At 61.8% G+C, this 21479-nt stretch carries 16 protein-coding genes and 1 rRNA gene; 15 read left to right on the top strand and 2 right to left on the bottom strand.

Annotated features, from left to right (window positions below; translation table 11 throughout):
- The first annotated feature begins 9 nt into the window (after positions 1-9).
- Positions 10-122, top strand: a 5S ribosomal RNA gene (gene rrf / locus FSO04_RS02410).
- Positions 123-387: 265 nt separating this feature from the next.
- Here the strand turns inward: rrf and FSO04_RS02405 are convergent.
- Positions 388-1584 carry a M20 aminoacylase family protein gene (locus FSO04_RS02405; protein ID WP_154558164.1) on the bottom strand — a complete coding sequence of 399 codons (1197 nt, stop codon included), beginning with the start codon at positions 1582-1584 and terminating at the stop codon, positions 388-390.
- 178 nt (positions 1585-1762) lie between these two features.
- On the opposite strand from FSO04_RS02405, the gene FSO04_RS02400 reads away from it, so the two are divergent.
- Positions 1763-3841: a molybdopterin-containing oxidoreductase family protein gene (locus FSO04_RS02400; protein WP_154558163.1), complete on the top strand. Its 2079-nt coding sequence runs from the start codon at positions 1763-1765 to the stop codon at positions 3839-3841.
- A 146-nt stretch (positions 3842-3987) separates the two neighbouring features.
- The gene (locus tag FSO04_RS02395; RefSeq protein WP_154558162.1) at positions 3988-5661 is read left to right on the top strand and encodes a long-chain fatty acid--CoA ligase; all 1674 of its coding nucleotides are present in this window, start codon (positions 3988-3990) and stop codon (positions 5659-5661) included.
- A gap of 208 nt (positions 5662-5869) precedes the next feature.
- Here FSO04_RS02395 and FSO04_RS02390 read toward each other — a convergent pair whose 3' ends face one another.
- Positions 5870-7042 (bottom strand): porin, encoded by a 1173-nt coding sequence (locus tag FSO04_RS02390; protein ID WP_154558161.1) that lies wholly within the window; start codon positions 7040-7042, stop codon positions 5870-5872.
- Positions 7043-7344: 302 nt separating this feature from the next.
- Here FSO04_RS02390 and coq7 point away from each other — a divergent pair, with 302 nt between their 5' ends.
- The 12 genes from coq7 to murC all read left to right on the top strand — a co-directional run bounded on the left by coq7 (position 7345) and on the right by murC (position 21476).
- Positions 7345-7977: a 2-polyprenyl-3-methyl-6-methoxy-1,4-benzoquinone monooxygenase gene (gene coq7, locus FSO04_RS02385; protein ID WP_154558160.1), complete on the top strand. Its 633-nt coding sequence runs from the start codon at positions 7345-7347 to the stop codon at positions 7975-7977.
- 410 nt (positions 7978-8387) lie between these two features.
- Positions 8388-8816, top strand: coding sequence for a division/cell wall cluster transcriptional repressor MraZ (gene mraZ / locus FSO04_RS02380; protein WP_025647927.1), 429 nt, complete (start codon positions 8388-8390; stop codon positions 8814-8816).
- Positions 8817-8831: 15 nt separating this feature from the next.
- On the top strand, positions 8832-9785 hold the full coding sequence (rsmH, locus tag FSO04_RS02375) for a 16S rRNA (cytosine(1402)-N(4))-methyltransferase RsmH (RefSeq protein ID WP_154558159.1): 954 nt from the start codon (positions 8832-8834) through the stop codon (positions 9783-9785).
- Positions 9782-10132 carry a cell division protein FtsL gene (gene ftsL / locus FSO04_RS02370; RefSeq protein ID WP_115781101.1) on the top strand — a complete coding sequence of 117 codons (351 nt, stop codon included), beginning with the start codon at positions 9782-9784 and terminating at the stop codon, positions 10130-10132. Before rsmH ends, ftsL begins: the two co-directional genes overlap by 4 nt.
- Positions 10129-11994 carry a peptidoglycan D,D-transpeptidase FtsI family protein gene (locus FSO04_RS02365; protein ID WP_154558158.1) on the top strand — a complete coding sequence of 622 codons (1866 nt, stop codon included), beginning with the start codon at positions 10129-10131 and terminating at the stop codon, positions 11992-11994. The genes ftsL and FSO04_RS02365 overlap by 4 nt, the downstream gene beginning before the upstream one ends.
- On the top strand, positions 11991-13538 hold the full coding sequence (locus FSO04_RS02360; RefSeq protein WP_154558157.1) for a UDP-N-acetylmuramoyl-L-alanyl-D-glutamate--2,6-diaminopimelate ligase: 1548 nt from the start codon (positions 11991-11993) through the stop codon (positions 13536-13538). Before FSO04_RS02365 ends, FSO04_RS02360 begins: the two co-directional genes overlap by 4 nt.
- Positions 13535-14962: a UDP-N-acetylmuramoyl-tripeptide--D-alanyl-D-alanine ligase gene (locus FSO04_RS02355; RefSeq protein WP_174825269.1), complete on the top strand. Its 1428-nt coding sequence runs from the start codon at positions 13535-13537 to the stop codon at positions 14960-14962. The genes FSO04_RS02360 and FSO04_RS02355 overlap by 4 nt, the downstream gene beginning before the upstream one ends.
- Before the next feature lie 17 nt (positions 14963-14979).
- Positions 14980-16149, top strand: coding sequence for a phospho-N-acetylmuramoyl-pentapeptide-transferase (gene mraY, locus FSO04_RS02350; RefSeq protein ID WP_154558156.1), 1170 nt, complete (start codon positions 14980-14982; stop codon positions 16147-16149).
- A 23-nt stretch (positions 16150-16172) separates the two neighbouring features.
- Positions 16173-17684 (top strand): UDP-N-acetylmuramoyl-L-alanine--D-glutamate ligase, encoded by a 1512-nt coding sequence (murD, locus tag FSO04_RS02345; protein WP_154558155.1) that lies wholly within the window; start codon positions 16173-16175, stop codon positions 17682-17684.
- A complete protein-coding gene (ftsW, locus tag FSO04_RS02340) occupies positions 17681-18961 on the top strand; it encodes a putative lipid II flippase FtsW (protein ID WP_154558154.1) in 1281 nt (426 codons plus the stop codon). The genes murD and ftsW overlap by 4 nt, the downstream gene beginning before the upstream one ends.
- Entirely contained in the window at positions 18958-20076 is a 1119-nt protein-coding gene (gene murG / locus FSO04_RS02335; protein WP_154558153.1) for an undecaprenyldiphospho-muramoylpentapeptide beta-N-acetylglucosaminyltransferase, read from the top strand. The genes ftsW and murG overlap by 4 nt, the downstream gene beginning before the upstream one ends.
- Positions 20073-21476, top strand: a complete 1404-nt coding sequence (murC, locus tag FSO04_RS02330; protein WP_154558152.1) for a UDP-N-acetylmuramate--L-alanine ligase — start codon at positions 20073-20075, stop codon at positions 21474-21476. The genes murG and murC overlap by 4 nt, the downstream gene beginning before the upstream one ends.
- The last annotated feature ends 3 nt before the right edge of the window (positions 21477-21479 follow it).

The following is a 21479-nucleotide window of genomic DNA, read 5'->3' as shown; positions in this document are numbered from 1 at the left end:
CAAGTCATGCCTGATGACCATAGCGAGTCGGTCCCACCCCTTCCCATCCCGAACAGGACCGTGAAACGACTCCACGCCGATGATAGTGCGGATTCCCGTGTGAAAGTAGGTAATCGTCAGGCTCCCCTGCAAGACCAGAAACCCCACCCCGCAAAGGTGGGGTTTCTGCGTTTACCCGGCAAAAACAGGCGCAGAAAACATCGCCGCCGTCAGACCCTCGAAGCGCTCCGGCTCTTCTGGTCTCACTCCTTCCCGATCCGCAGCGCGTTCGCGTACCGCGTCAGCTCCAGATAAGCACGTCCGACATCAGTAGCGCCGCGCGTCGACATACGCACAGTGGCAGCGACGGCCGAATCACAAGCCGTCTCCCAGATCCATTCAGCCGCTTTATTTCTCTTGTGCCAGAAATCGCTGCGCCAGCCGAACCCAATACGTCGCGCCGATTGGCAATAGCTCGTCGTTGAAGTCATAGCTCGCGTTATGCAGCATGCAAGGCCCGGCACCATGTCCTGAGTCCCGGTGCCCACCGTCGCCGTTACCGAGAAATGCGTAACAGCCCGGCTTCGCCAGCAGCATGAATGAAAAATCCTCGGCGCCCATCGTCGGTTCGACCGCGTCATCGACATTTTCCACGCCGACAATTTCCTTCATGACCGCCGCCGCGAAGCGGGTCTCTTCGCTACTGTTGATGGTCGGCGGGTAGTTTCGATGGAAGTGGATATCGACCGAGCAATCGTAAGCCTCTGCCGTGCTCTGGGCGATCTTGCGCATGCGTGTTTCGATCAGATCGAGCGTTTCGGTGGTAAACGTCCGCACGGTCCCTGCGATCCACGCATCGTCGGGGACGACATTGAGGGCGTCGCCAGCGTGAATCTGGGTGATCGACAATACGGCGGTATCGAGCGGTTTCTTGTTTCGCGTGATGATGCTTTGCAGCCCGCTCGCAATCTGAACCGCGGTGAACACGGGGTCGCGTCCGTTGTGCGGGAGTGCCGCGTGTGAACCCACGCCCTTGATTTCAATGCGAAATTCGTTGCTGGACGCCATGATCGGGCCTTCGGTCACGCCGAAGTGGCCTGACGGCATGCCCGGCCAGTTGTGAATGCCGAAGACTGCATCGACCGGAAACTTCGTAAACAGGCCATCGTCGATCATTGCCTGTGCGCCGGCACCGCCTTCTTCTGCCGGTTGAAAGATGAATACGATCGTGCCGTCAAATTCTCCGTGCTTGGCCAGATGGCGCGCCGCGCCAAGCAGCATCGCAGTATGTCCGTCATGGCCGCACGCGTGCATTTTGCCGTCGTTCTGCGAGCGATGGTCGAAGCTGTTTAGCTCCTGAATCGGCAGCGCGTCCATGTCGGCGCGCAGTCCGATCGAGCGCGATCCGTTACCGCGCTTCAGTACGCCGACTACGCCCGTTTTGCCCAATCCGCGATGAGTCTCGATGCCCCAGGACTCAAGTGTCCGGGCAACCAGATCCGCAGTTGCTGTTTCTTCATAACGCAGCTCGGGGTGGGCATGAATGGTTCGTCGAAGGGTTTGAATTTCGCCGTGGGCGGCCTGAATTTCTGGGATCAGTTTCATGATGGTGCGCTTGTGCTTTGCTTTGCGTGGAATCGCTCGGGGCCATATTGCCCGGGCACGTTGATAACCGATTCTACGCCGAAGGCGTTTTTGGCGGCACCATACGGGGCAACGGGCAAAGGACGTAATAAAATTCGGAATTGCCCCACCGCTTAACGCTCTCCTGGACGGATCGCCGATGAATGCTCCGACTGAATTCGCCCGCGCGGTGTGCCCGCACGATTGCCCTGATACCTGCGCGATGCGCGTGACCGTCGAAGGCGGACGGGCGATCAAGGTCGTCGGCGATCCCGATCATCCGCCGACCCAAGGCGCGCTATGTACCAAGGTCAGCCGCTATGCCGAGCGGGTGCACCATCCGCATCGGTTGACGACACCGATGAAGCGCGTCGGCCGCAAAGGCGAAGGCCGTTTTGAGCCGATCAGTTGGGATGAGGCGCTTGAGTTCGCGGCAACGCGCCTGTCGGAGATCGCGAGCCGTGCGCCCGAAGCCATCATGCCCTACAGCTACGCTGGTACGATGGGTCTGGTCCAAGGCGACAGCATTGCGCAACGGTTCTTTCACAAACTCGGCGCATCGCAGTTAGACCGCACGATTTGTGCAGCCGCCGGTGCGGCGGGGTTGAAATACACCTACGGCGCCGGCATTGGCATGCTCACCGAGTTTTTCGGCGAAAGCGAGGTCATCCTGATCTGGGGCTCGAACCCCATCGCTTCGAACCTGCACTTCTGGACACGCGCCCAGGAAGCCAAGCGTCGCGGCGCAAGGCTGATCGCGATCGATCCGTATCGATCGCTGACGGCGGAAAAATGCCACCAGCACATTGCGCTGAAACCCGGAACTGATGGCGCTTTGGCGCTCGGCATGATCAACGTGTTGATCACGGAAAATCTTCTCGATCACGCCTACATCGCGGCTCATACCTTGGGCTTTGCTGAACTGAAGGTCCGCGCGCTCAGTTATCCGCCGTCACGTGCTGCTCAAATCTGCGGTGTCGACGAGCAGGTGATCGTCAATCTTGCGCGCCTTTACGGCAGCACGAAAAAGGCCGCGATCCGGATGAACTATGGCCTGCAGCGGGTGCGTGGCGGCGGTAACGCTGTGCGCGCAATCGCCTGCTTACCTTCGCTGACAGGTGCATGGCGCGAGCGGGCGGGTGGTGTGTTGCTGTCTTCGGGCGGATGGGCGCCAGTGGACTCGCACGCGTTGCAGCGGCCGGACCTGATGCCGGGCTGGCCCGCCAAGACTTCGCGCGTCATCAATATGAACGCAATCGGCGACGCGTTGCTGCATCCGGGCGATGCCACGTTCGGCCCGAAAGTCGAGGCGATCATCGTCTACAACTCGAATCCGGTGGCGGTCGCGCCGGACTCGGAACGGGTCGCCGCAGGTTTTGCACGCGAAGATCTGTTCACGATCGTCCTCGAGCACTTTCAGACCGACACCGCGGACTACGCCGATCTGCTTTTGCCTGCCACGACGCAGTTGGAGCATCTCGACGTGCACAAGTCGTACGGACACACGCACGTGATGGCCAACTTGCCGGCGATCGCGCCGGTCGGCGATGCACGCCCGAACACGGAAATCTTTCGCGGCCTGGCGCGCCACATGGGCCTGCAGGAACCGGCGCTTTACGAGAGTGACGACGCTATCGCGCAGTCTGCTTTCCGCTGGAACGACAAAACGCTGGAAGGCGTGAACTGGGACTCGCTAAAGAAAACCGGCTGGGCCGCACTGAATCTGCCTGACGCGCCATTCGCAGAGGGCGGCTTTCGCACGCCGTCCGGCAAATGCGAGTTCTTCAGCGAGCGCCTCGCGCTGCAAGGGCTCGATCCGTTGCCCGACTACCTGCCGCCTTACGAATCCGAAGACGGTGCGCCTGAACTCGCCGCTCGTTACCCGCTTGCGATGATCTCGCCGCCTGCCCGTAACTTCCTGAACAGCACCTTCGTGAACATCGAAAGCCTGCGCTCGACAGAAGGCGAGCCGCACCTGGACATCCACCCGGCCGACGCGCAGCAGCGAAACATCGCCGACGGTGACCTGGTGCGCATATTCAACGATCGTGGCGCGATGCAGGCGCGCGCCCGTGTCACCGACAAGACACGTAAAGGGCTCGTGGTCGGCCTGTCAATCTGGTGGAAGAAGCTCGCGCCTGACGGCTGCAACGCCAATCAGGTCACCAGCCAGGCGCTCACCGATCTGGGTGGATCAGCCACGTTCTACGACTGCCTCGTCGAAGTCGAACGCGCCTGAAGCACGTTCAAAAATCCCGCTGCAACGGCTCTTAACGGGTTCGAGGTTGCAGTCTAACCTGGCCGCTTTTCACGAATAACACAGGGAAGCCCATGCTACGATGCGTTTTTAGCACGACCATTCGAAAATAAAGGAGGAGACGCTGCATGGACAAAATCTGGCTGAAATCTTATCCACCCGGCGTTCCCGCAGAGATTGACCCGACTCGCTATTCGTCCGTCGCCGAACTGCTCGAAGAAGCCTTCCGCGACCACCGCGCCAAACCGGCGTTTGTCTGCATGGGCAAGGAGATCAGCTACGGCGAGCTCGACGAGCTCTCGCGCAAGCTGGCCGCGTGGTTTCAGTCGAAGGGTCTTGCCCGCGGCGCGCGCATCGCGATCATGATGCCGAACGTGCTGCAATATCCTGTCGCGATTGCGGCGATCTTGCGCGCGGGCTACGTTGTGGTGAATGTGAACCCGCTCTACACCCCGCGGGAGCTCGAGCATCAGCTCAAGGATAGCGGCGCGGAAGCGATCATCCTGCTCGAAAACTTCGCTGTCACGCTGCAGGCGATCGTGCGCAATACGTCGATCAAGCACGTCGTCGTCGCCGCAATGGGCGATCTGATGGGCGTGAAGGGCGCGCTGGTGAATTTTGTCGTGCGGCGCGTGAAGAAAATGGTACCGGCGTGGAGTCTACCGGGCCACGTCAAATTCAACACGGCGATCGCCGAAGGCGGTCGCCAGAGTTTTAAGCCGGTCCAGCAAGGTCCAGACGACGTCGCGTTTCTACAGTACACAGGCGGCACGACCGGCGTGGCCAAGGGCGCGACGCTCCTGCATCGGAACCTGATCGCCAACGTGTTGCAGTCGGAAATCTGGCTCGATCCGGTTCGCGCGAACCGCAAGGACATCGATCAGTTCGTCACGGTTGTTGCGTTGCCGCTTTATCACGTCTTTGCGCTGACGGTCTGCGGGCTGTTGACGATCCGTACTGGCGGCCTCGGCGTGCTGATTCCGAATCCGCGCGATATCCCCGGCATGATCAAGGCGCTGGAAGGTTATCCGATCACGACGATTCCCGCCGTCAACACGCTGTACAACGCGATGTTGAACAGCCCAGACTTCCACAAACTGGATTTTTCGAAGCTGATCGCAGCAAATGGCGGCGGGATGGCGGTGCAGGAAGCGGTCGCCAAGCGCTGGTTCGAGCACACACATAGGCCGATCATCGAGGGCTACGGTCTGTCGGAGACCTCGCCGTGCGTCACCTGCAATCCGGTCACCGTTACGGAATATAGTGGCACGATCGGTTTGCCGCTGCCGTCGACGGAAATCTCGATTCGCGACGACGAAGGCAATGAGGTGCCGCTCGGCCAGCCGGGAGAAATCTGCATCCGTGGCCCGCAAGTGATGGCGGGTTACTGGAACCGCCCGGACGAAACGGCCAAGGTTATGACACCGGATGGCTTCTTCAAATCGGGCGATGTCGGCTTGATGAACGAAAATGGCTTCGTCAAGATCGTCGATCGGAAGAAGGACATGATTCTGGTCTCCGGCTTCAACGTCTATCCGAACGAGATCGAGGACGTGGTTGCCAAGCTGCCGGGCGTGTTCGAAGTCGCCGCGGTCGGCGTGCCGGATCAGCATTCGGGCGAAGCGGTGAAGCTGTTTGTAGTGAAGAAGGATCAGGCGCTTACCGATGCGGATATCTTCGCGTATTGCAAACAGCAATTGACCGGCTACAAGCGGCCGAAGATCGTCGAATTCCGTACAGAGTTGCCTAAGAGCAATGTTGGCAAGATTCTGCGTCGCGAGTTGCGCGACGGCCGGGCGTAAGCGCATCAGGCCCATCGGCCCGACCAAAGCGGGCGCGAAGTAAAGCATTGCACGAAAGAAAGAGAAAGGCCCGACAGACGGAAGTCTGCCGGGCCTTTCTCTTTGGCCCGTCGCCTCCACGCCAACCAAGTCTGATCTGCGCGGGTGCGCGGCCATAAAAAAAGGCGCCCGAAGGCGCCTTTGAGGCAAACTGCTTTATTACGACTTATTAGAACTTGTGGCGGATACCGATGCGAGCCGTGAACTGGTTCTGGTTCGCCGACGGGGTGATGCTGGCGATGGATGCAGTTGCAGGAGTCAGGCCACCTGCAGTGTTCAGCGTCTCGCCCAAAGCGTGCTGGTACACACCCGTCACGTACACGTCGGTACGCTTGGACAGGAAGTAATCCACGCCAACTGCACCTTGGTGGTACTGAGCGCGCGATTGACCTTGGATTTCCGCACCGCGGGTGTAGTCATATGCTGCGCCGACCAGTAACGCCGGGGTCAACTGATACTTGAAGTTGAGTTCCGCATTGTTGAACGTAGCCGATTGGCCCGCGAACGGCGAATGGTACGTAGCGCCCAAGTTCCCGAAGCGGATATTCGAGTACGTTGCGCCGATCGTTGCTGCGCCGAACGTGTATGCACCGCCTGCACCAATGACTTGGTACGTGTTAGCCGACGCGAAGCCGGTGTACACGCCCGACGTCACAGCTGCGGCTGCCGCAGACGGCGTGGCAGGCGTGTTGAACAGGCCGCCCGAATTTGCCGGGGTGCGTGCGTTCAAGTAACCAACGCCGAGAACGAGAGGGCCGTTGTTGTAGCCAGCGCCCAACGACCAGATCTGGTTCTGCGAGAAATTGCCGGCTTGACCGCCGAAGCTGTACGTGCCGCCGAACGTCAGGCCGCCGTAGTTTGCGCTCGTGTACTTGACCGTGTTGTTGGTGCGGAACGAGTTGTTGAAGTTGTCGAGGTCGCTCGGGTGAGCTGCGATGGAGCCACCCCATTGGTCACCGGCTTCCAGCGGACCGACATAGTCAACCACGGAGTCGTACTGACGACCCAGCGTAACCGTGCCGAACTGGCTCGTCGACAGGCCGACGTAAGCTTGACGACCAAACATCAGGCCGCCTTGACCCAGCTTGCCGGTGTTCACGTCAAAGCCGTTTTCCAACACGAAGATTGCCTTCAAACCACCGCCCAGATCTTCGGTGCCGCGCAGGCCGAAGCGCGAGCCTTGCAGAACGCCGCTGGACAGGTTGTACAGGTGCTTGCCGTTAGCGTTGGTGTTGATGTTGAAGCCTTCATCAATAATACCGTACAGGGTCACGCTGCTCTGAGCATGAGCGACGCCTGCGAATGCGCCCAGTGCTGCGAGAGCGAGAAGCGACTTTTTCATCGAATGATCTCCAAGGATTACGAATCTTTTGTACAAGGCGAATATTTGTCTAGCGTTGAGGCCTTGCTTGTCCAACTTCGCGAGAAGTTGCACGTAATGTAACAAAAGGCCTACATGGCACAAAGAAAAAGGAGACGGCCGGGACCGGTCCTGTTTCGTTTACGCAACATGGTCTAAAATCTGAAATTGGCCGTCGGAATCGTTTGAATTCAAGGCCTTCGCGACGCCGGGTTTACCCCGCAAAGTCTTGTCGCGGGGACCTGTCAGCGCGGCGGGGCGGTTGTCGAATCAGGGAGTGCTGAATGTTTCTGGACGAGTTGATTAGCGAGTTTGATAGGGGTTTACGCTCAATAACCGGCGTGTCGCGGATGAGTCGTCCATTGCCGATTCCGCAAGAATCGGCGGCGGAGCCTGCCGAGCTCTCCCCGGCGGAACGCGCGCATGCGGCCGGTTTGATGCGTGTGAACCACGTCGGTGAGGTGTGCGCCCAAGCGCTTTATCAGGCTCAAAAACTTGCTACCAGGTCGCCGTCTTTGCGAGCTGTGTTTAATCACGCTGCCACAGAAGAAGAGGATCATCTGGCGTGGACCGCCAAACGCCTCGAGGCGCTCGATTCGCGTCCAAGTCTGTTGAACCCGCTCTGGTATACAGGTGCGCTGGCAATCGGCCTCGCGGCAGGCCGCCTGGGTGATCGGGTGAGTCTCGGCTTCATGGCCGAAACCGAGCGCCAGGTCGAACAGCATCTGGATAGCCATCTGGATCAGTTGCCTGCGGCCGACCGCGAGTCACGCGCGATCGTCGAACAGATGCGCGTAGATGAAGCGGAGCACGGCAAATCCGCCATGGACGCGGGCGGCGTCGAACTACCGTTCCCTGCGCGAGCGCTGATGCGAGCGGTATCGAAAGTCATGACACGCACCGCCTACTATATATAGGTCCGAGACCTCTGCTCACGCACCGCCTGAGAGTGGGGCGGCGCCTCGCGCGCCGTCCGCTTGAAATACCCGGAACGCCAGCAAACACCTCCCGATCCCGCTTCACGATCTCTTACATTCCGCGCCTTTCCCTCGCACTTTTCACGTATCACCTTCACAAGATTCACTAGCTCATTCATTTATAACGGTTTTCCGTTTTATGTCTGACGTGAAGGAGTCGCGCTAAGTCCTTGTTCTAACAAACAAAATTCGCTCGAAAAGCGCGTATCTCCCTTGACCCCTGTTTAGCGTTACTCTAAAGTGGGAGACAGTGTGAGAAAGTGTATTTTTGTGTGATCTCACAGGCGGTTTCGGGTAGATTTTCACGAATCGGACAGCCGGCGAAAAAAACGCCGACACGGGAGAGCGAAGTGTTCCAAGGGGCGTCGGCGCTGACGCTCGATGCGAAAGGGCGGATGTCGATTCCCTCTCGCTATCGGGACGCGCTGCAAACACAGGCAGAGGGCCGGGTGACGATCACCAAGCACCCGGACGGCTGCCTGTTGCTCTTTCCGCGCCCGGAATGGGAGATCTTTCGCGACAAGGTCGACAAGTTGCCTATGAACGCGGCGTGGTGGAAGCGCATTTTTCTCGGCAATGCCATGGACGTCGATATGGACGGCGCGGGCCGCGTGCTCGTGTCGCCGGAATTGCGCGCGGCCGGCTCGCTGGAAAAGGAAGTGAACCTGCTCGGCATGGGTCGTCATTTTGAATTGTGGGACGCACAAATTTACGCAGCAAAGGAACAGGCAGCGATCGCTGAGGGCATGCCCGAAGCGTTAAAGAATTTCACGTTCTGATCGCGGACTACATATATGGCACCTGCGATGGGAAACGAATTGCAGCATCGCACGGTGCTGCTGGAAGAGGCGGTTGAAGCGCTGGTCACGCGCGCGGACGGCGTTTATGTGGACGGTACGTTTGGGCGCGGCGGTCATAGCCGCCTGGTGCTGGAGAAGCTGGGTGAAGCCGGACGCCTGATCGCGTTCGACAAAGACCCGCTCGCCATCGCCACGGCCCAGCAGATTGCGGATCCGCGCTTTGGCATCGTGCACGAGAGTTTTGCTTCACTGCGTGACGCGATTGCGGAGCGCGGGGTAGGGCGGGTGTCGGGTGTTTTGCTGGATCTGGGCGTGTCGTCGCCGCAAGTCGACGACCCGGAGCGGGGTTTCAGTTTCCGCGCCGACGGCCCGCTCGACATGCGGATGGACCCGACGCGCGGCGAGTCTGCGGCTGACTGGCTGGCGCGGGCCACGGTGCAGGAACTGACGGAGGTGATACGAGATTATGGGGAAGAACGGTTTGCTTTTCAGATTGCAAAGGCGCTTGTTGCTCGCCGGGCAGAGTCCGACCGTCTTGGGCCTCTCGTCAGCACGGGCGAGCTTGCCCAAATCGTGGCTAACGTCGTCAAAACCCGTGAGAAGGGCAAGGATCCGGCAACCCGCACCTTTCAAGCTATACGGATTCACATCAATCAAGAGCTTGCGGAGCTGCAAGTCGTTTTAGAAGCAGCGTTGTCGCTGTTGGAGCAAGGGGGGCGGCTGGTGGTCATCAGCTTTCATTCGCTCGAGGACCGGATCGTCAAACGATTCATGCAGGCGCACGCCAGTACGCCTGCGGTGGACCGCCGTCTGCCGATTCGTGCGGTCGATTTGCCGAGCCCTCCGCTCAAAATCATTGGCCGCGTGTTCGCCAGCGACGCTGAAGTCGCCGCGAACCCGCGCGCCCGTTCTGCCGTGATGCGTGTGGCGGAGCGGATCGCGCCATGAGCCGCCTCAATATCTTCCTGCTGATGATCGTGATGGGCTGCGCTTTGTCGGTCGTCAACGCTACCAATCAGCAGCGTCAGATCTTTATCCAGTTGCAGCGCGCGCAATCGCAGGAGCGCCAGTTGCAGCAGGATTATTCGCAGCTTCAATATCAGCAGAGCGCGTTGTCGAAGACGTCGCGCATCGAGCAGATCGCCACTGATTCCCTGAAGATGCAATCAGTCACGACCGGGCGCACCCAGTACCTGACGCTCGATCCGGGCGCCGCCAAGGCTGAGGACGCACCGATCCCGACTTCCGGCCCGGCGTCGGCGCCGGTCGCGAGCCGTCGCGGAGGCGTGCGATGAAAAAATCGTCGACTCGCAAAAGCGTCGCCTTTTCGGCGAACCCGATCCTGTCGGTGCGCCTGCCCATGTGGCGCTCGAAACTCGTCGTGTTCATGCTGTTCATGGCGTTTGTCGCGCTGACCGCGCGCGCCTTCTGGATTCAGGGGCCGGGCAACGCCTTCTATCAGAAGCAGGGTGAAATCCGCTATCAGCGCCGGCTCGAACTGCCGGCCACGCGCGGCAAGATTCTCGACCGCAACGGCCTCGTGCTCGCCACGAGTCTGCCGGTGCGCGCGATCTGGGCAATTCCCGATTCGGTGCCGGACGACCTCGGGGCCGACAAGCTGAATCAGCTCGGCAAGCTGCTCGGCATGACGAACAAGGAGTTGCGCGCCAAGCTGTCCGAGGACAAGAACTTCGTCTACGTGAAGCGGCAGGTGCCGGTCGACGTCGCCGAGAAAGTCACCGAGCTGGACATCCCCGGCATTTACGCACGCGACGAGTACAAGCGCTTTTATCCGGAAGGCGAGATCACGGCTCACCTGATCGGCTTCACCAATGTGGAAGACGAAGGCCAGGAAGGCGTCGAACTCGGCGACCAGAAGTTGCTGGCCGGCATGTCGGGCAGCCGCCGCGTCATTAAGGACCGCATGGGTCACATCATCGAGGATGTGGACGAACAGGTCGTGCCGCACAACGGCCAGGACGTCGATCTCTCTATCGACAGCAAGATCCAGTACATCGCTTATACGAACCTGAAAGCGGCCGTCGAGAAATTCAAGGCGAAGGCCGGCGCGGCGATGGTGATCGACGTGCGAACCGGCGAAGTGCTCGCGCTGGTTAACTACCCGACGTACAACCCGAACGACCGTTCGCACCTCACAGGCGACCAACTTCGCAACCGCATTCTCACGGACACCTTCGAGCCGGGTTCGATCATGAAGCCGTTCACGGTGTCGCTCGCGCTCGACCTGCACCGCGTGACGCCGACTACACTGGTAGATACGGGGCCGGGCCGCTTTGTGCTCGACGGTGCGCCAATTACCGACGACAGCGCGTTCGGCGTGCTGACTGTAGGCGGCGTGATCCAGAAGTCGAGCAATATCGGCGCGACGAAGATCGCCATGCAGCTCAAGCCCGAAGAGATGTGGAACATGTACACCAGCATCGGTCTCGGCCAGGCGCCGAAGGTCGGCTTCCCGGGCGCGGCGGCGGGCCGTCTGCGTCCGTGGAAGAGCTGGCGCCGCATCGAACAGGCGACCATGTCGTACGGCTACGGCTTGTCGGTGTCGCTGTTCCAGTTGGGCCGTGCGTACACCGCGATTGCGCATGACGGCGAGATCATGCCGGTGTCGATTTTCCGCACGCCTGGCGATCAGCCGGCCACGGGGCCGCAAATTTTCGCGCCCACCACCGCTCGCGAAGTGCGGGCGATGCTTGAAACCGTCACGGCGCCTGGCGGCACGTCGCCGGATGCGGCCGTGCCGGGCTATCGCGTCGGCGGCAAGAGCGGCACTGCGTACAAGCATGGTGCTCACGGCTACGACCACTCCAAGTACCGCGCCTCGTTCGTCGGCATGGCGCCGATGCCGAATCCGCGCATCGTCGTCGCCGTGTCGGTCGACGAACCGACGGCGGGCAGCCACTTCGGCGGTCAGGTGTCCGGTCCGGTGTTCTCGTCGATTGTCGGCGACACGCTGCGTTCGCTGAATGTGCCGCCGGATATGCCGGTCAAACAGATGGTCGTGTCGGACGACTCAGCGCCTGCTGCGCCAGGCGCACCGCCCTCGCCCGCAACGGTCAAGAAACTTTCCACCAGCGCCGGCGCGAAGAAAATGACGATTTCCGCCAACGCGAAAAGCCATCCCGGAGTTGTGCGATGAGCGCGCTGCGTAAGAAGCACCCAGCGCACCGGCAAATTGCCGACGCACTCAACTGGCTGCACGCTCGCGTGCAGCCAGGCGCGCATCTGCACGCCGACACGCGCTCGCTTGCAGCGGGCGACGCGTTTTTCGCCTATGCGGTCGACGGCGCGGACAACCGTCCGTTCATCGACGGCGCGATCGAGCGTGGCGCGGCAGCCGTGCTGGTTCAGCCCGAAGGCTTTAGCGGTGCGATCGATTCGTCCACTACGCTGGCCGTGCCGGCGTTGAACGAACTCGCCGGTTCGATTGCGAGCGCCTGGTATAACGATCCGAGCGACGGCATGCTGACGGTCGGTATCACCGGCACGAACGGCAAGACCTCCTGCAGCCAATGGATCTCGGCAGCCTTGACCGCGCTCGGCAAGCGTTGTGCGATCATCGGCACGCTCGGCACCGGTCTGCCGGGTCAACTCGTACACACCGGTTTCACGACGCCCGACGCGCCGCAACTGCAACGCAGTCTCGCGCAATTGCGCGATGCCGGCGCTCAAGCAGTCGCGATGGAAGTGTCGTCGCACGCGCTGCATCAAGGCCGCGTGAACGGCACGGCGTTCGACATCGCCGTGTTCACGAATCTCACACAGGACCACCTCGACTATCACGGTACGTTCGAAGCGTACGAAACGGCGAAGGCGCGTCTTTTCGCATGGCCGGAACTGCGCGCCGCGGTGATCAACCGTGACGACGCTGCAGGTCGTCGGCTGCTCGCGAGCACGAAGGGCCATGCTCGCACGGTCGCCTTCGGTCTCGACGAAGCGCTCAAAGACGCGCCGCAAGCCGACGCGTTGCTGCTCGCCTCGAACGTGCGCGCCACCGCGATCGGCACCGCGTTTCACCTGACCACATCCGACTGGGGCAATGCCGACGTCGAAGTGCAAACGCTCGGCGCTTTCAACGTCAGTAATCTGCTCGGCGTACTCGGCGCATTGCTTGCCGCTGATGTGCCTTTTGACGCCGCACTGGCCGAACTGGCGAAGCTCGAACCGGTAAATGGCCGCATGCAGCGTCTCGGCGGCCGTTTGCAGAACGATGAGCCGCTCGTCGTGATCGATTACGCGCACACGCCGGACGCGCTGGAAAAGACCCTGGAAGCACTGCGCCCGATGGCGGCCGCACGCGGCGGCGAACTGATCTGCATGTTCGGTTGCGGCGGCGACCGCGACGCGACCAAGCGTCCGCTGATGGGCGCGATCGCCGAGAAGCTCGCCGACGGCGTCGTCGTGACGAGCGACAACCCGCGCAGCGAAGATCCGCAGTCGATCATCGAGCAGATTGCCGCAGGCATGAAAGACGCGTCGAAGGCCCGTCGCATCGAAGACCGCGCAAGTGCGATCCTGCAATCGATCCGCTGCGCCGCGCGCGAAGATGTCATCGTGCTGGCCGGCAAGGGGCACGAAGCAACACAGGAAATCATGGGTAAGAAACGCGCGTTCTCCGATCAGGACCATGCTCGCCTTGCGCTCGCCGCACGGGCGACGCACGCACGCGGAGGTGGCGAATGACCGGGCGGCGTACCGCAATGTTCTCGCTGCGTGAAGCCGCTGCGCTGATCCCCGGCGCCACCGTGCTGGGTGACGACAACGTCACGTTCGAACGTGTTTCGACCGATAGCCGCAGTGTCGGTCCGGGCGATCTGTTCGTCGCGATCAAGGGTGAGCGTTTCGATGCGCACGATTTCCTGCCGGAAGTCGCGTCGCGTAACGTCACGGCGGCATTGGTGACGCGCACGCCTCAAGACTGGCACGTGCCCGCTTTGCGCGTAGCCGATACGCGTTTCGCGCTCGGTGCACTTGCGCGCGGCTGGCGGCGCACATTCAGCATGCCGCTCGTCGCCGTGACGGGCAGCAACGGCAAGACGACGGTCAAGGAAATGATCGCATCGATCTTCGCCGCTGCGGTCGGCGCGGACGCACGCCTCGCGACTGCTGGCAACTTCAACAACGATATCGGCTTGCCGCTCACGCTGTTCCGTCTGCACGCCGCGCATCAACTGGCGGTGGTCGAACTCGGCATGAACCATCCGGGCGAGACCTCGCTGCTCGCGAAGATCGCCGAGCCGACGGTATCGGTGGTGAACAACGCACAGCGCGAGCATCAGGAATTCATGGCGACAGTCGAAGCCGTTGCGCTCGAACACGCCAGCGTGATTCACGCGCTCACGCCGGAAGGCGTCGCCGTGTTCCCGGCCGATGATGCCTACGCAAGCATCTGGCGCGTCGCCGCAACCGGCAACCGCATCATCGACTTCGCCTTGAACACCGCCGAGCGCGTGACCGAAGCCGCCGTAACCGGCACGTTCACCGGCAACGTTCTGAGCATCGACACACCGGAAGGCCACGTCGACGTCACGCTGCAAGTGCTCGGCAACCACAACGCGCACAACGCGTTGGCCGCGACTTCCGCCGCGCTCGCTGCAGGCGTGTCGCTCGACGCAATCAAGCGCGGCCTCGAATCGTTCGGCGCCGTGAAAGGCCGTTTGCAGGTGAAGCGCGCCGCGCTCGGCACACTCGCCGGCGCAACGGTGATCGACGACACCTACAACGCGAACCCCGATTCAATGCGCGCGGCGATCGACGTACTCGCGTCGCGCGAATCACCGCGCGTGCTGGTGATGGGCGACATGGGCGAAGTCGGCGACAACGGCCCGGCGTTTCACCGTGAAATCGGTGCCTACGCCAAAGAACGCGGTATCGACGTCCTGTACGCCATGGGCGACGCCTCGCGCGACGCCTGCACCGCGTATGGCACGGGCGCACATCACGTGGCCGATGTCGGCACGCTGGTCGCGCAATTGCAGCAGGCGGGTTTTGGCGCCGCTGCAACGCTTCTCGTGAAAGGCTCGCGCTTCATGCAAATGGAACGCGTGGTGGACGCCGTAACGAGTCCACAACCCAACGCAGCGGGCAATACGCCCGCTGCACATTGAAATAGAAGGACCGAAGCATGCTACTGGCGCTGGCGCAATGGCTGCAGAATGACGCAAGCTTCTTGCGCGTGTTCAGTTATCTGACTTTCCGAGCGGTGATGGCCACCATCACCGCGCTGCTGATCGGGCTCGTCTGTGGCCCGGCGGTGATCCGCAAGCTGACCGCGATGAAGGTCGGTCAGGCCGTTCGTAAAGACGGTCCGCAAACGCACCTCGTCAAATCCGGTACGCCGACGATGGGCGGCGTGTTGATTCTGCTCGGCATCGCCGTGGCAACGTTGCTGTGGGCCGATCTGACCAACCGTTTCATCTGGATCGTGATTCTCGTCACGTTCGGTTTCGGCGTGATCGGCTGGGTCGACGATTACCGCAAGGTGGTCTACAAGGACCCGCGCGGGATGTCGTCGCGCGAAAAGTATTTCTGGCAGTCGGTGATCGGCCTGTTCGCGGCGGTGTATCTCGCATTCAGCGTGTCCGAAGCGAGCAACGTGCGCGTGTTCGACCTGTTCATGGCGTGGGTGCGCAGCGGCTTGTCGATGGGCTTGCCGGCGCGCGCCGACCTGATGCTGCCGTTCGTTAAATCGATCAGCTATCCGCTCGGCGTATGGGGCTTCATCGTACTGACGTATCTGGTGATCGTCGGCGCGAGTAACGCGGTCAATCTCACCGATGGTCTCGACGGCCTCGTGATCATGCCGGTCGTGCTGGTCGGTGCATCGCTCGGTGTGTTCGCTTATGTGATGGGTAGTTCGGTCTATTCGAAGTACCTGCTGTTTCCGCATATCCCCGGTGCCGGTGAATTGCTGATCTTCTGTTCGGCGATGGGCGGGGCAGGGCTCGCGTTCCTTTGGTTCAACACGCACCCGGCGCAGATGTTCATGGGCGACGTCGGGGCGCTCGCGCTCGGCGGCGCACTTGGCACGGTCGCCGTGATCGTGCGTCAGGAAATTGTGCTCTTCATCATGGGCGGCATTTTCGTCGCGGAGACGCTTTCCGTGATGTTGCAGGTGACGTGGTTCAAGTTCACCAAGCGCCGCTTCGGCGAAGGGCGGCGTCTCTTCAAAATGGCGCCGCTGCATCACCATTTTGAATTGTCGGGTTGGAAGGAAACGCAGGTGGTGGTGCGCTTCTGGATCATCACGTTGATGTTGTGTCTGTTCGGATTGTCCACGCTCAAGTTGCGTTAAGTCGTATTTAGGGGAAGCAGGCGATGTTTGGCGAGAAGTTTCGGGATCGGCAAAAGCCGATGGTGCTCGTGCTGGGACTCGGTGAATCCGGTCTCGCGATGGCGCGCTGGTGCGCGCGGCACGGCTGTCGGCTGCGTGTGGCCGATACGCGCGAAGTGCCGCCGAACCTGTCCGCGCTGGAAGCGCACAGCGTCGATGCCGAGTTCGTCGGCGGCCCGTTCTCGCTCTCGTTGCTCGAAGGCGTCGAACTCGTCGCGATCAGCCCGGGGTTGTCGCCGCTCGCCGCTGACTTGCTGCCGCTCATCACTGCGGCGCGTGAGCGAGACATCCCCGTGTGGGGCGAACTCGAATTCTTCGCGCAAGCATTGAAGACGCTTGGCGAAAGCGGCTATGCGCCAAAGGTGATCGCGATCACCGGCACCAACGGCAAGACCACGACGACGAGCCTCACTGGCCTCTTGTGCGAACGCGCCGGCAAGAAGGTCGCGGTGGCGGGCAACATCAGCCCGGCGGCACTGGACAAGCTCAGCGAAGCGATCGACAACACCGCGTTGCCTGACGTGTGGGTGCTGGAACTGTCGAGCTTCCAGCTGGAAACTGCACACACGTTTACTCCGGATGCAGCGGTCGTCTTGAACATCACGCAAGATCACCTGGATTGGCATGGTGGCCTGGATGCGTACGCTGCCGCGAAGGGCCGCATCTTCGGTACACAAACCGTGCGCGTATTGAATCGCGATGACGCCCGAGTGATGGCGCTCACGCCTTCGGACGGTGACGTCGCAATGGTCACGTTCGGCGTGACCGAGCCGAAGAACGACGGCGACTATGGTCTGCTGCGCGACAACGGCATGATCTGGCTGGTCGAAGCGCACGATCGCGACGTCAGCGACGAACCCGCGCCGACGCGCCGTCGCAAGAACGAAGTGGCGGCACCGAAGAACATCGCGCTCAAGCGCCTGATGCCGGCGGACGCATTGCGTATCCGTGGCCTGCACAACGCCGCCAACGCATTGGCCGCGTACGCATTGGCGCGCGCGATCGGTCTGCCTGGCGCGCCGCTCCTGCACGGTCTGCGCGAATACCGTGGCGAGCCACATCGCGTGGAATTGATCGCCTCGATTGAAGGCGTCGATTACGTCGACGACAGCAAGGGCACCAATGTCGGCGCGACGGTTGCTGCGCTCGACGGTCTCGCGCAGCGTGCGGTGCTGATCGCCGGTGGCGACGGCAAGGGTCAGGATTTCGAGCCGCTCGCCGAGCCGGTGATGCGCTGGTGCCGCGCCGTGATGCTGATCGGCCGCGACGCACCGCAGATCCGCGCCGCGCTGGAAGACACCGGCATCGCAATGACCGACCACGCGACGCTCGAAGACGCGACGCGGGCCGCCACCGCATTGGCGCAACCCGGGGACGCCGTGTTGCTGTCGCCGGCTTGCGCGAGCTTTGACATGTTCAAGGGTTACGCCCATCGCGCGGCGGTGTTCCGCAGCACGGTGGAAGACATCGCGGCTGAACGGGGGACGATAATATGAGCTGGTCGGAACGTTTCGGTTCGCGCCTGGCCGGCTCCCGTGCCGGCAATGGCGATACGGGTAGCACGGGCCGCACCTCCGGCCGCACCGGCGGCAGTGGTCTCGCGAGCGCCGTGAACGGCGTGCGTCCGCTGCGCTCGCGGATGCTCGACTACGATCACTCGCTGCTGTGGGTGGTCGTCGCGTTGCTCGGGCTCGGCGTCGTGATGGTGTATTCGGCGTCGATCGCGATGCCCGATTCGCCGAAGTACGCGTCGTACCGCGACTATGCCTTCCTCGTGCGCCAGATCATTTTCGTGGTGATGGGCTCGGTGATCGGCGTCGTGTCGTTCCGCATTCCGATCTCGACGTGGGATAAGTACGCGCCGAAGCTGTTCCTGATTTCGCTGGCCGCGCTGGTGATCGTGCTGATCCCGCACGTCGGTAAGGGCGTGAACGGCGCGCGTCGCTGGATTCCGCTCGGCATCACGAACATGCAGCCGTCGGAAATCATGAAGCTGGCCGTGACGATTTACGCGGCGAACTATACGGTGCGTAAGCAGGAATACATGCACAGCTTCGCCAAGGGCTTTCTGCCGATGGCAGTTGCAGTGGGTCTCGTCGGCGCGTTGCTGCTGCTTGAGCCGGACATGGGCGCGTTCATGGTGATCGCTGCGATCGCGATGGGCGTGTTGTTCCTCGGCGGCGTGAACGGCAAGCTGTTCGGCGGCCTCGTGGCGACTGCGGTCGGTACGTTCAGCTTGCTGGTATGGGCATCACCGTGGCGTCGTGAGCGGATCTTTGCTTACCTCGATCCGTGGGACGACCGTTACGCGCAAGGCAAGGCTTATCAATTGACGCACTCGTTGATCGCGTTCGGGCGTGGCGAATGGTTTGGCGTGGGTTTGGGCGGCAGTGTCGAGAAGCTCAACTACCTGCCGGAAGCACATACCGACTTCATCCTCGCGGTGATCGGCGAGGAACTGGGTTTTGTCGGAGTGCTCGTCGTGATCCTGATGTTTTACTGGATCGTGCGCCGTTCGTTCGAGATCGGCCGTCAGGCGCTCGCACTTGACCGGACGTTTGCCGGGTTAGTCGCGAAGGGCGTTGGCATCTGGTTCGGCGCGCAGACTTTTATCAACATGGGCGTGAATCTCGGCCTGCTGCCGACCAAAGGTCTGACGTTGCCGCTCGTCAGCTACGGCGGCTCGGGCATCGTGCTGAACTGCGTGGCAGTGGCCGTATTGATGCGTGTGGACTACGAGAACCGGGTGCTCATGCGCGGAGGGAAGGTATGACGGCTCTCCCGCAACGCACGCTGATGGTGATGGCCGGTGGCACCGGGGGACACGTGTTCCCGGGGCTCGCGGTCGCGCACCTGATGCAGGCGTGGGGCTGGAAGGTCGTATGGCTCGGAAATCCCGCGGGCATGGAAGCCACGCTAGTGCCGAAGCACGGCATCCCGATGGAATATGTGCGCTTCGGCGGGCTGCGCGGCAAGGGCCTGAAGACCAAGCTGATGCTGCCGCTCAATCTGCTGTGCGCCTGCTCGCAGAGTTTGAGTGTGCTGCGTCGCGTGAAGCCGGATGTCGTGCTCGGCATGGGCGGTTACATCACGTTCCCGGCGGGTTTGATGACCGCATTGAGCGGCCGTCCGCTGGTGTTGCATGAACAGAATTCGATTGCGGGTCTCGCCAACAAGGTGCTCGCGAAAGTCGCGAAACGCGTGCTGGTTGCATTTCCGAATGCGCTGCCGCATGGCGAATGGACCGGAAACCCGATTCGTGCGGAACTTGCGGGCGCAATTGCACCCAAAGCACGCTACGCAGCGCGCAGCGGTCCGTTGAATGTACTGGTGGTGGGCGGCAGTCTGGGCGCGGCGGCGTTGAATGAAGTGGTGCCGCGCGCGGTTGCGCTGCTGGCGCCGAATGAACGTCCGCGCATCGTGCATCAGGCGGGCGCGAAGCATATTGAAGCACTGCGCGAGAACTATGCGGCAGCGTGCCTGCAGGCCGGTGCCGATGTGGAACTCGTGCCTTTCATCGACGACATGACAAGCGCGTACTCGAATGCGGATCTGGTGATCTGCCGCTCGGGTGCGATGACCGTGTCGGAGATTTCAGCAGTAGGCGTGGCGGCATTCTTCGTGCCGTTCCCGTTTGCAGTAGACGATCACCAAACCACTAATGCAGCGTTCCTCGCCGACAACGGTGCGGCGCTGGTCGTGCAGCAACGCGATCTGTCGGCGGAAATGCTCGCCGACTGGTTGCGCAGCCAGACGCGAGAAACCCTCGCAGAGATGGCAGAGCGTTCGCGCTCGCTCGCGAAACCCGACGCCACGGAACAGGTCGCAAAGATTTGCGCGACTGTGGCGGGTTCGATTTCGGGCGCGAGCCCAGAAGGAAAGCAATGAAACACATCGTCAAACACATTCACTTTGTCGGCATCGGCGGTGTCGGCATGAGCGGCATCGCGGAGGTGCTGGTCAACCTCGGCTATCAGGTGAGCGGCTCGGATTTGTCGAGCAACGCGATCACCGATCGCCTCGCCGCACTCGGCGCACGCATCGCGATCGGCCATGCGGCGGAGAACATCGAAGGCGCGAACGCTGTGGTTGTTTCCACAGCAGTGCGCAGCGACAACCCGGAAGTGCTGGCCGCGCGTCATCGCCGAATTCCGATCGTGCCGCGCGCCGTGATGCTCGCGGAACTGATGCGCCTGAAACAGGGCATCGCGATTGCCGGCACGCACGGCAAGACCACGACCACCTCGCTAGTGGCGAGCGTGCTGGCGGCGGGCGGGCTCGATCCGACGTTCGTGATTGGCGGTCGCCTGATCAGCGCGGGCGCGAATGCGCGTCTGGGTACGGGTGATTTCATCGTCGCCGAAGCGGACGAGTCGGATGCGTCGTTCCTGAATCTGTTCCCGGTGATCGAAGTCATCACGAACATCGACGCCGATCACATGGACACCTACGGCCACGACTTCGCGCGGCTCAAGCAGGCGTTCATCGAATTCACGCACCGCCTGCCGTTCTATGGCATCGCGGTGCTGTGCGTCGACGATCCGAACGTGAAGGAGATCCTGCCGTTCGTGTCGAAGCCGATCATCCGTTACGGCTTTGCGCCGGACGCACAGGTGCGCGCGGTCAACGTCGAAGCGCACGGCGGCAAGATGCATTTCACGGCAATGCGCGAAGACGCGGCGCCGATCGACATCGTCTTGAACCTGCCGGGCGAGCACAACGTGCAGAACGCTTTGGCCGCAATTGCAATTGCGACTGAACTTGAAGTGAAAGATGCCGATATCCAGCGAGCGCTGGCGGATTTCAACGGCGTGGGCCGACGCTTCCAGCGCTACGGCGAAGTGCCGGTCGTATCGGAAGGCAATCCGGCCGGCGCATACACGCTGGTCGACGATTACGGCCATCACCCGGTCGAAATGGCGGCAACGGTTGCGGCGGCGCGTGGCGCGTTTCCGGGGCGGCGTCTGGTGCTGGCCTTCCAGCCGCACCGCTTCACGCGTACGCGCGATTGCTTCGAAGATTTTGTGAAGGTGCTGTCGACCGTCGACGCGCTCGTGCTGACCGAAGTTTATTCGGCCGGCGAAGCGCCGATCGTCGCCGCGGATGGCCGCGCTCTCGCGCGCGCGTTGCGCGTGGCGGGCAAGGTCGAACCGGTGTTTGTCGATACGGTTGATGAAGTGCCGGACGCGCTCTCAGCAGTGGTGCGCGACGGCGATGTGGTGATCACGATGGGCGCGGGTTCGATCGGCGGTGTGCCGGGTCGCCTGGCGCAAGAAACGAAGGTGTGAGTG

It is taken from the genome of Paraburkholderia madseniana (genome assembly GCF_009690905.1).
GTDB lineage: Bacteria > Pseudomonadota > Gammaproteobacteria > Burkholderiales > Burkholderiaceae > Paraburkholderia > Paraburkholderia madseniana.
The sequence above is the reverse complement of the archived record's forward strand: the minus strand, read 5'-3'. Positions and strand labels throughout refer to the sequence as shown.

Excerpts from the sequence above, each read along its gene's own strand:
- mraY (WP_154558156.1), top strand. The coding sequence starts at position 14,980 with ATGCTACTGGCGCTGGCGCAATGGCTGCAGAATGACGCAAGCTTCTTG.
- rsmH (WP_154558159.1), top strand. The coding sequence starts at position 8,832 with ATGGCACCTGCGATGGGAAACGAATTGCAGCATCGCACGGTGCTGCTG.
- FSO04_RS02400 (WP_154558163.1), top strand. The coding sequence starts at position 1,763 with ATGAATGCTCCGACTGAATTCGCCCGCGCGGTGTGCCCGCACGATTGC.
- coq7 (WP_154558160.1), top strand. The coding sequence starts at position 7,345 with ATGTTTCTGGACGAGTTGATTAGCGAGTTTGATAGGGGTTTACGCTCA.
- murD (WP_154558155.1), top strand. The coding sequence starts at position 16,173 with ATGTTTGGCGAGAAGTTTCGGGATCGGCAAAAGCCGATGGTGCTCGTG.
- FSO04_RS02360 (WP_154558157.1), top strand. The coding sequence starts at position 11,991 with ATGAGCGCGCTGCGTAAGAAGCACCCAGCGCACCGGCAAATTGCCGAC.
- FSO04_RS02355 (WP_174825269.1), top strand. The coding sequence starts at position 13,535 with ATGACCGGGCGGCGTACCGCAATGTTCTCGCTGCGTGAAGCCGCTGCG.
- ftsL (WP_115781101.1), top strand. The coding sequence starts at position 9,782 with ATGAGCCGCCTCAATATCTTCCTGCTGATGATCGTGATGGGCTGCGCT.
- murC (WP_154558152.1), top strand. The coding sequence starts at position 20,073 with ATGAAACACATCGTCAAACACATTCACTTTGTCGGCATCGGCGGTGTC.
- murG (WP_154558153.1), top strand. The coding sequence starts at position 18,958 with ATGACGGCTCTCCCGCAACGCACGCTGATGGTGATGGCCGGTGGCACC.
- FSO04_RS02390 (WP_154558161.1), bottom strand. The coding sequence starts at position 7,042 with ATGAAAAAGTCGCTTCTCGCTCTCGCAGCACTGGGCGCATTCGCAGGC.
- ftsW (WP_154558154.1), top strand. The coding sequence starts at position 17,681 with ATGAGCTGGTCGGAACGTTTCGGTTCGCGCCTGGCCGGCTCCCGTGCC.
- FSO04_RS02365 (WP_154558158.1), top strand. The coding sequence starts at position 10,129 with ATGAAAAAATCGTCGACTCGCAAAAGCGTCGCCTTTTCGGCGAACCCG.
- FSO04_RS02395 (WP_154558162.1), top strand. The coding sequence starts at position 3,988 with ATGGACAAAATCTGGCTGAAATCTTATCCACCCGGCGTTCCCGCAGAG.
- FSO04_RS02405 (WP_154558164.1), bottom strand. The coding sequence starts at position 1,584 with ATGAAACTGATCCCAGAAATTCAGGCCGCCCACGGCGAAATTCAAACC.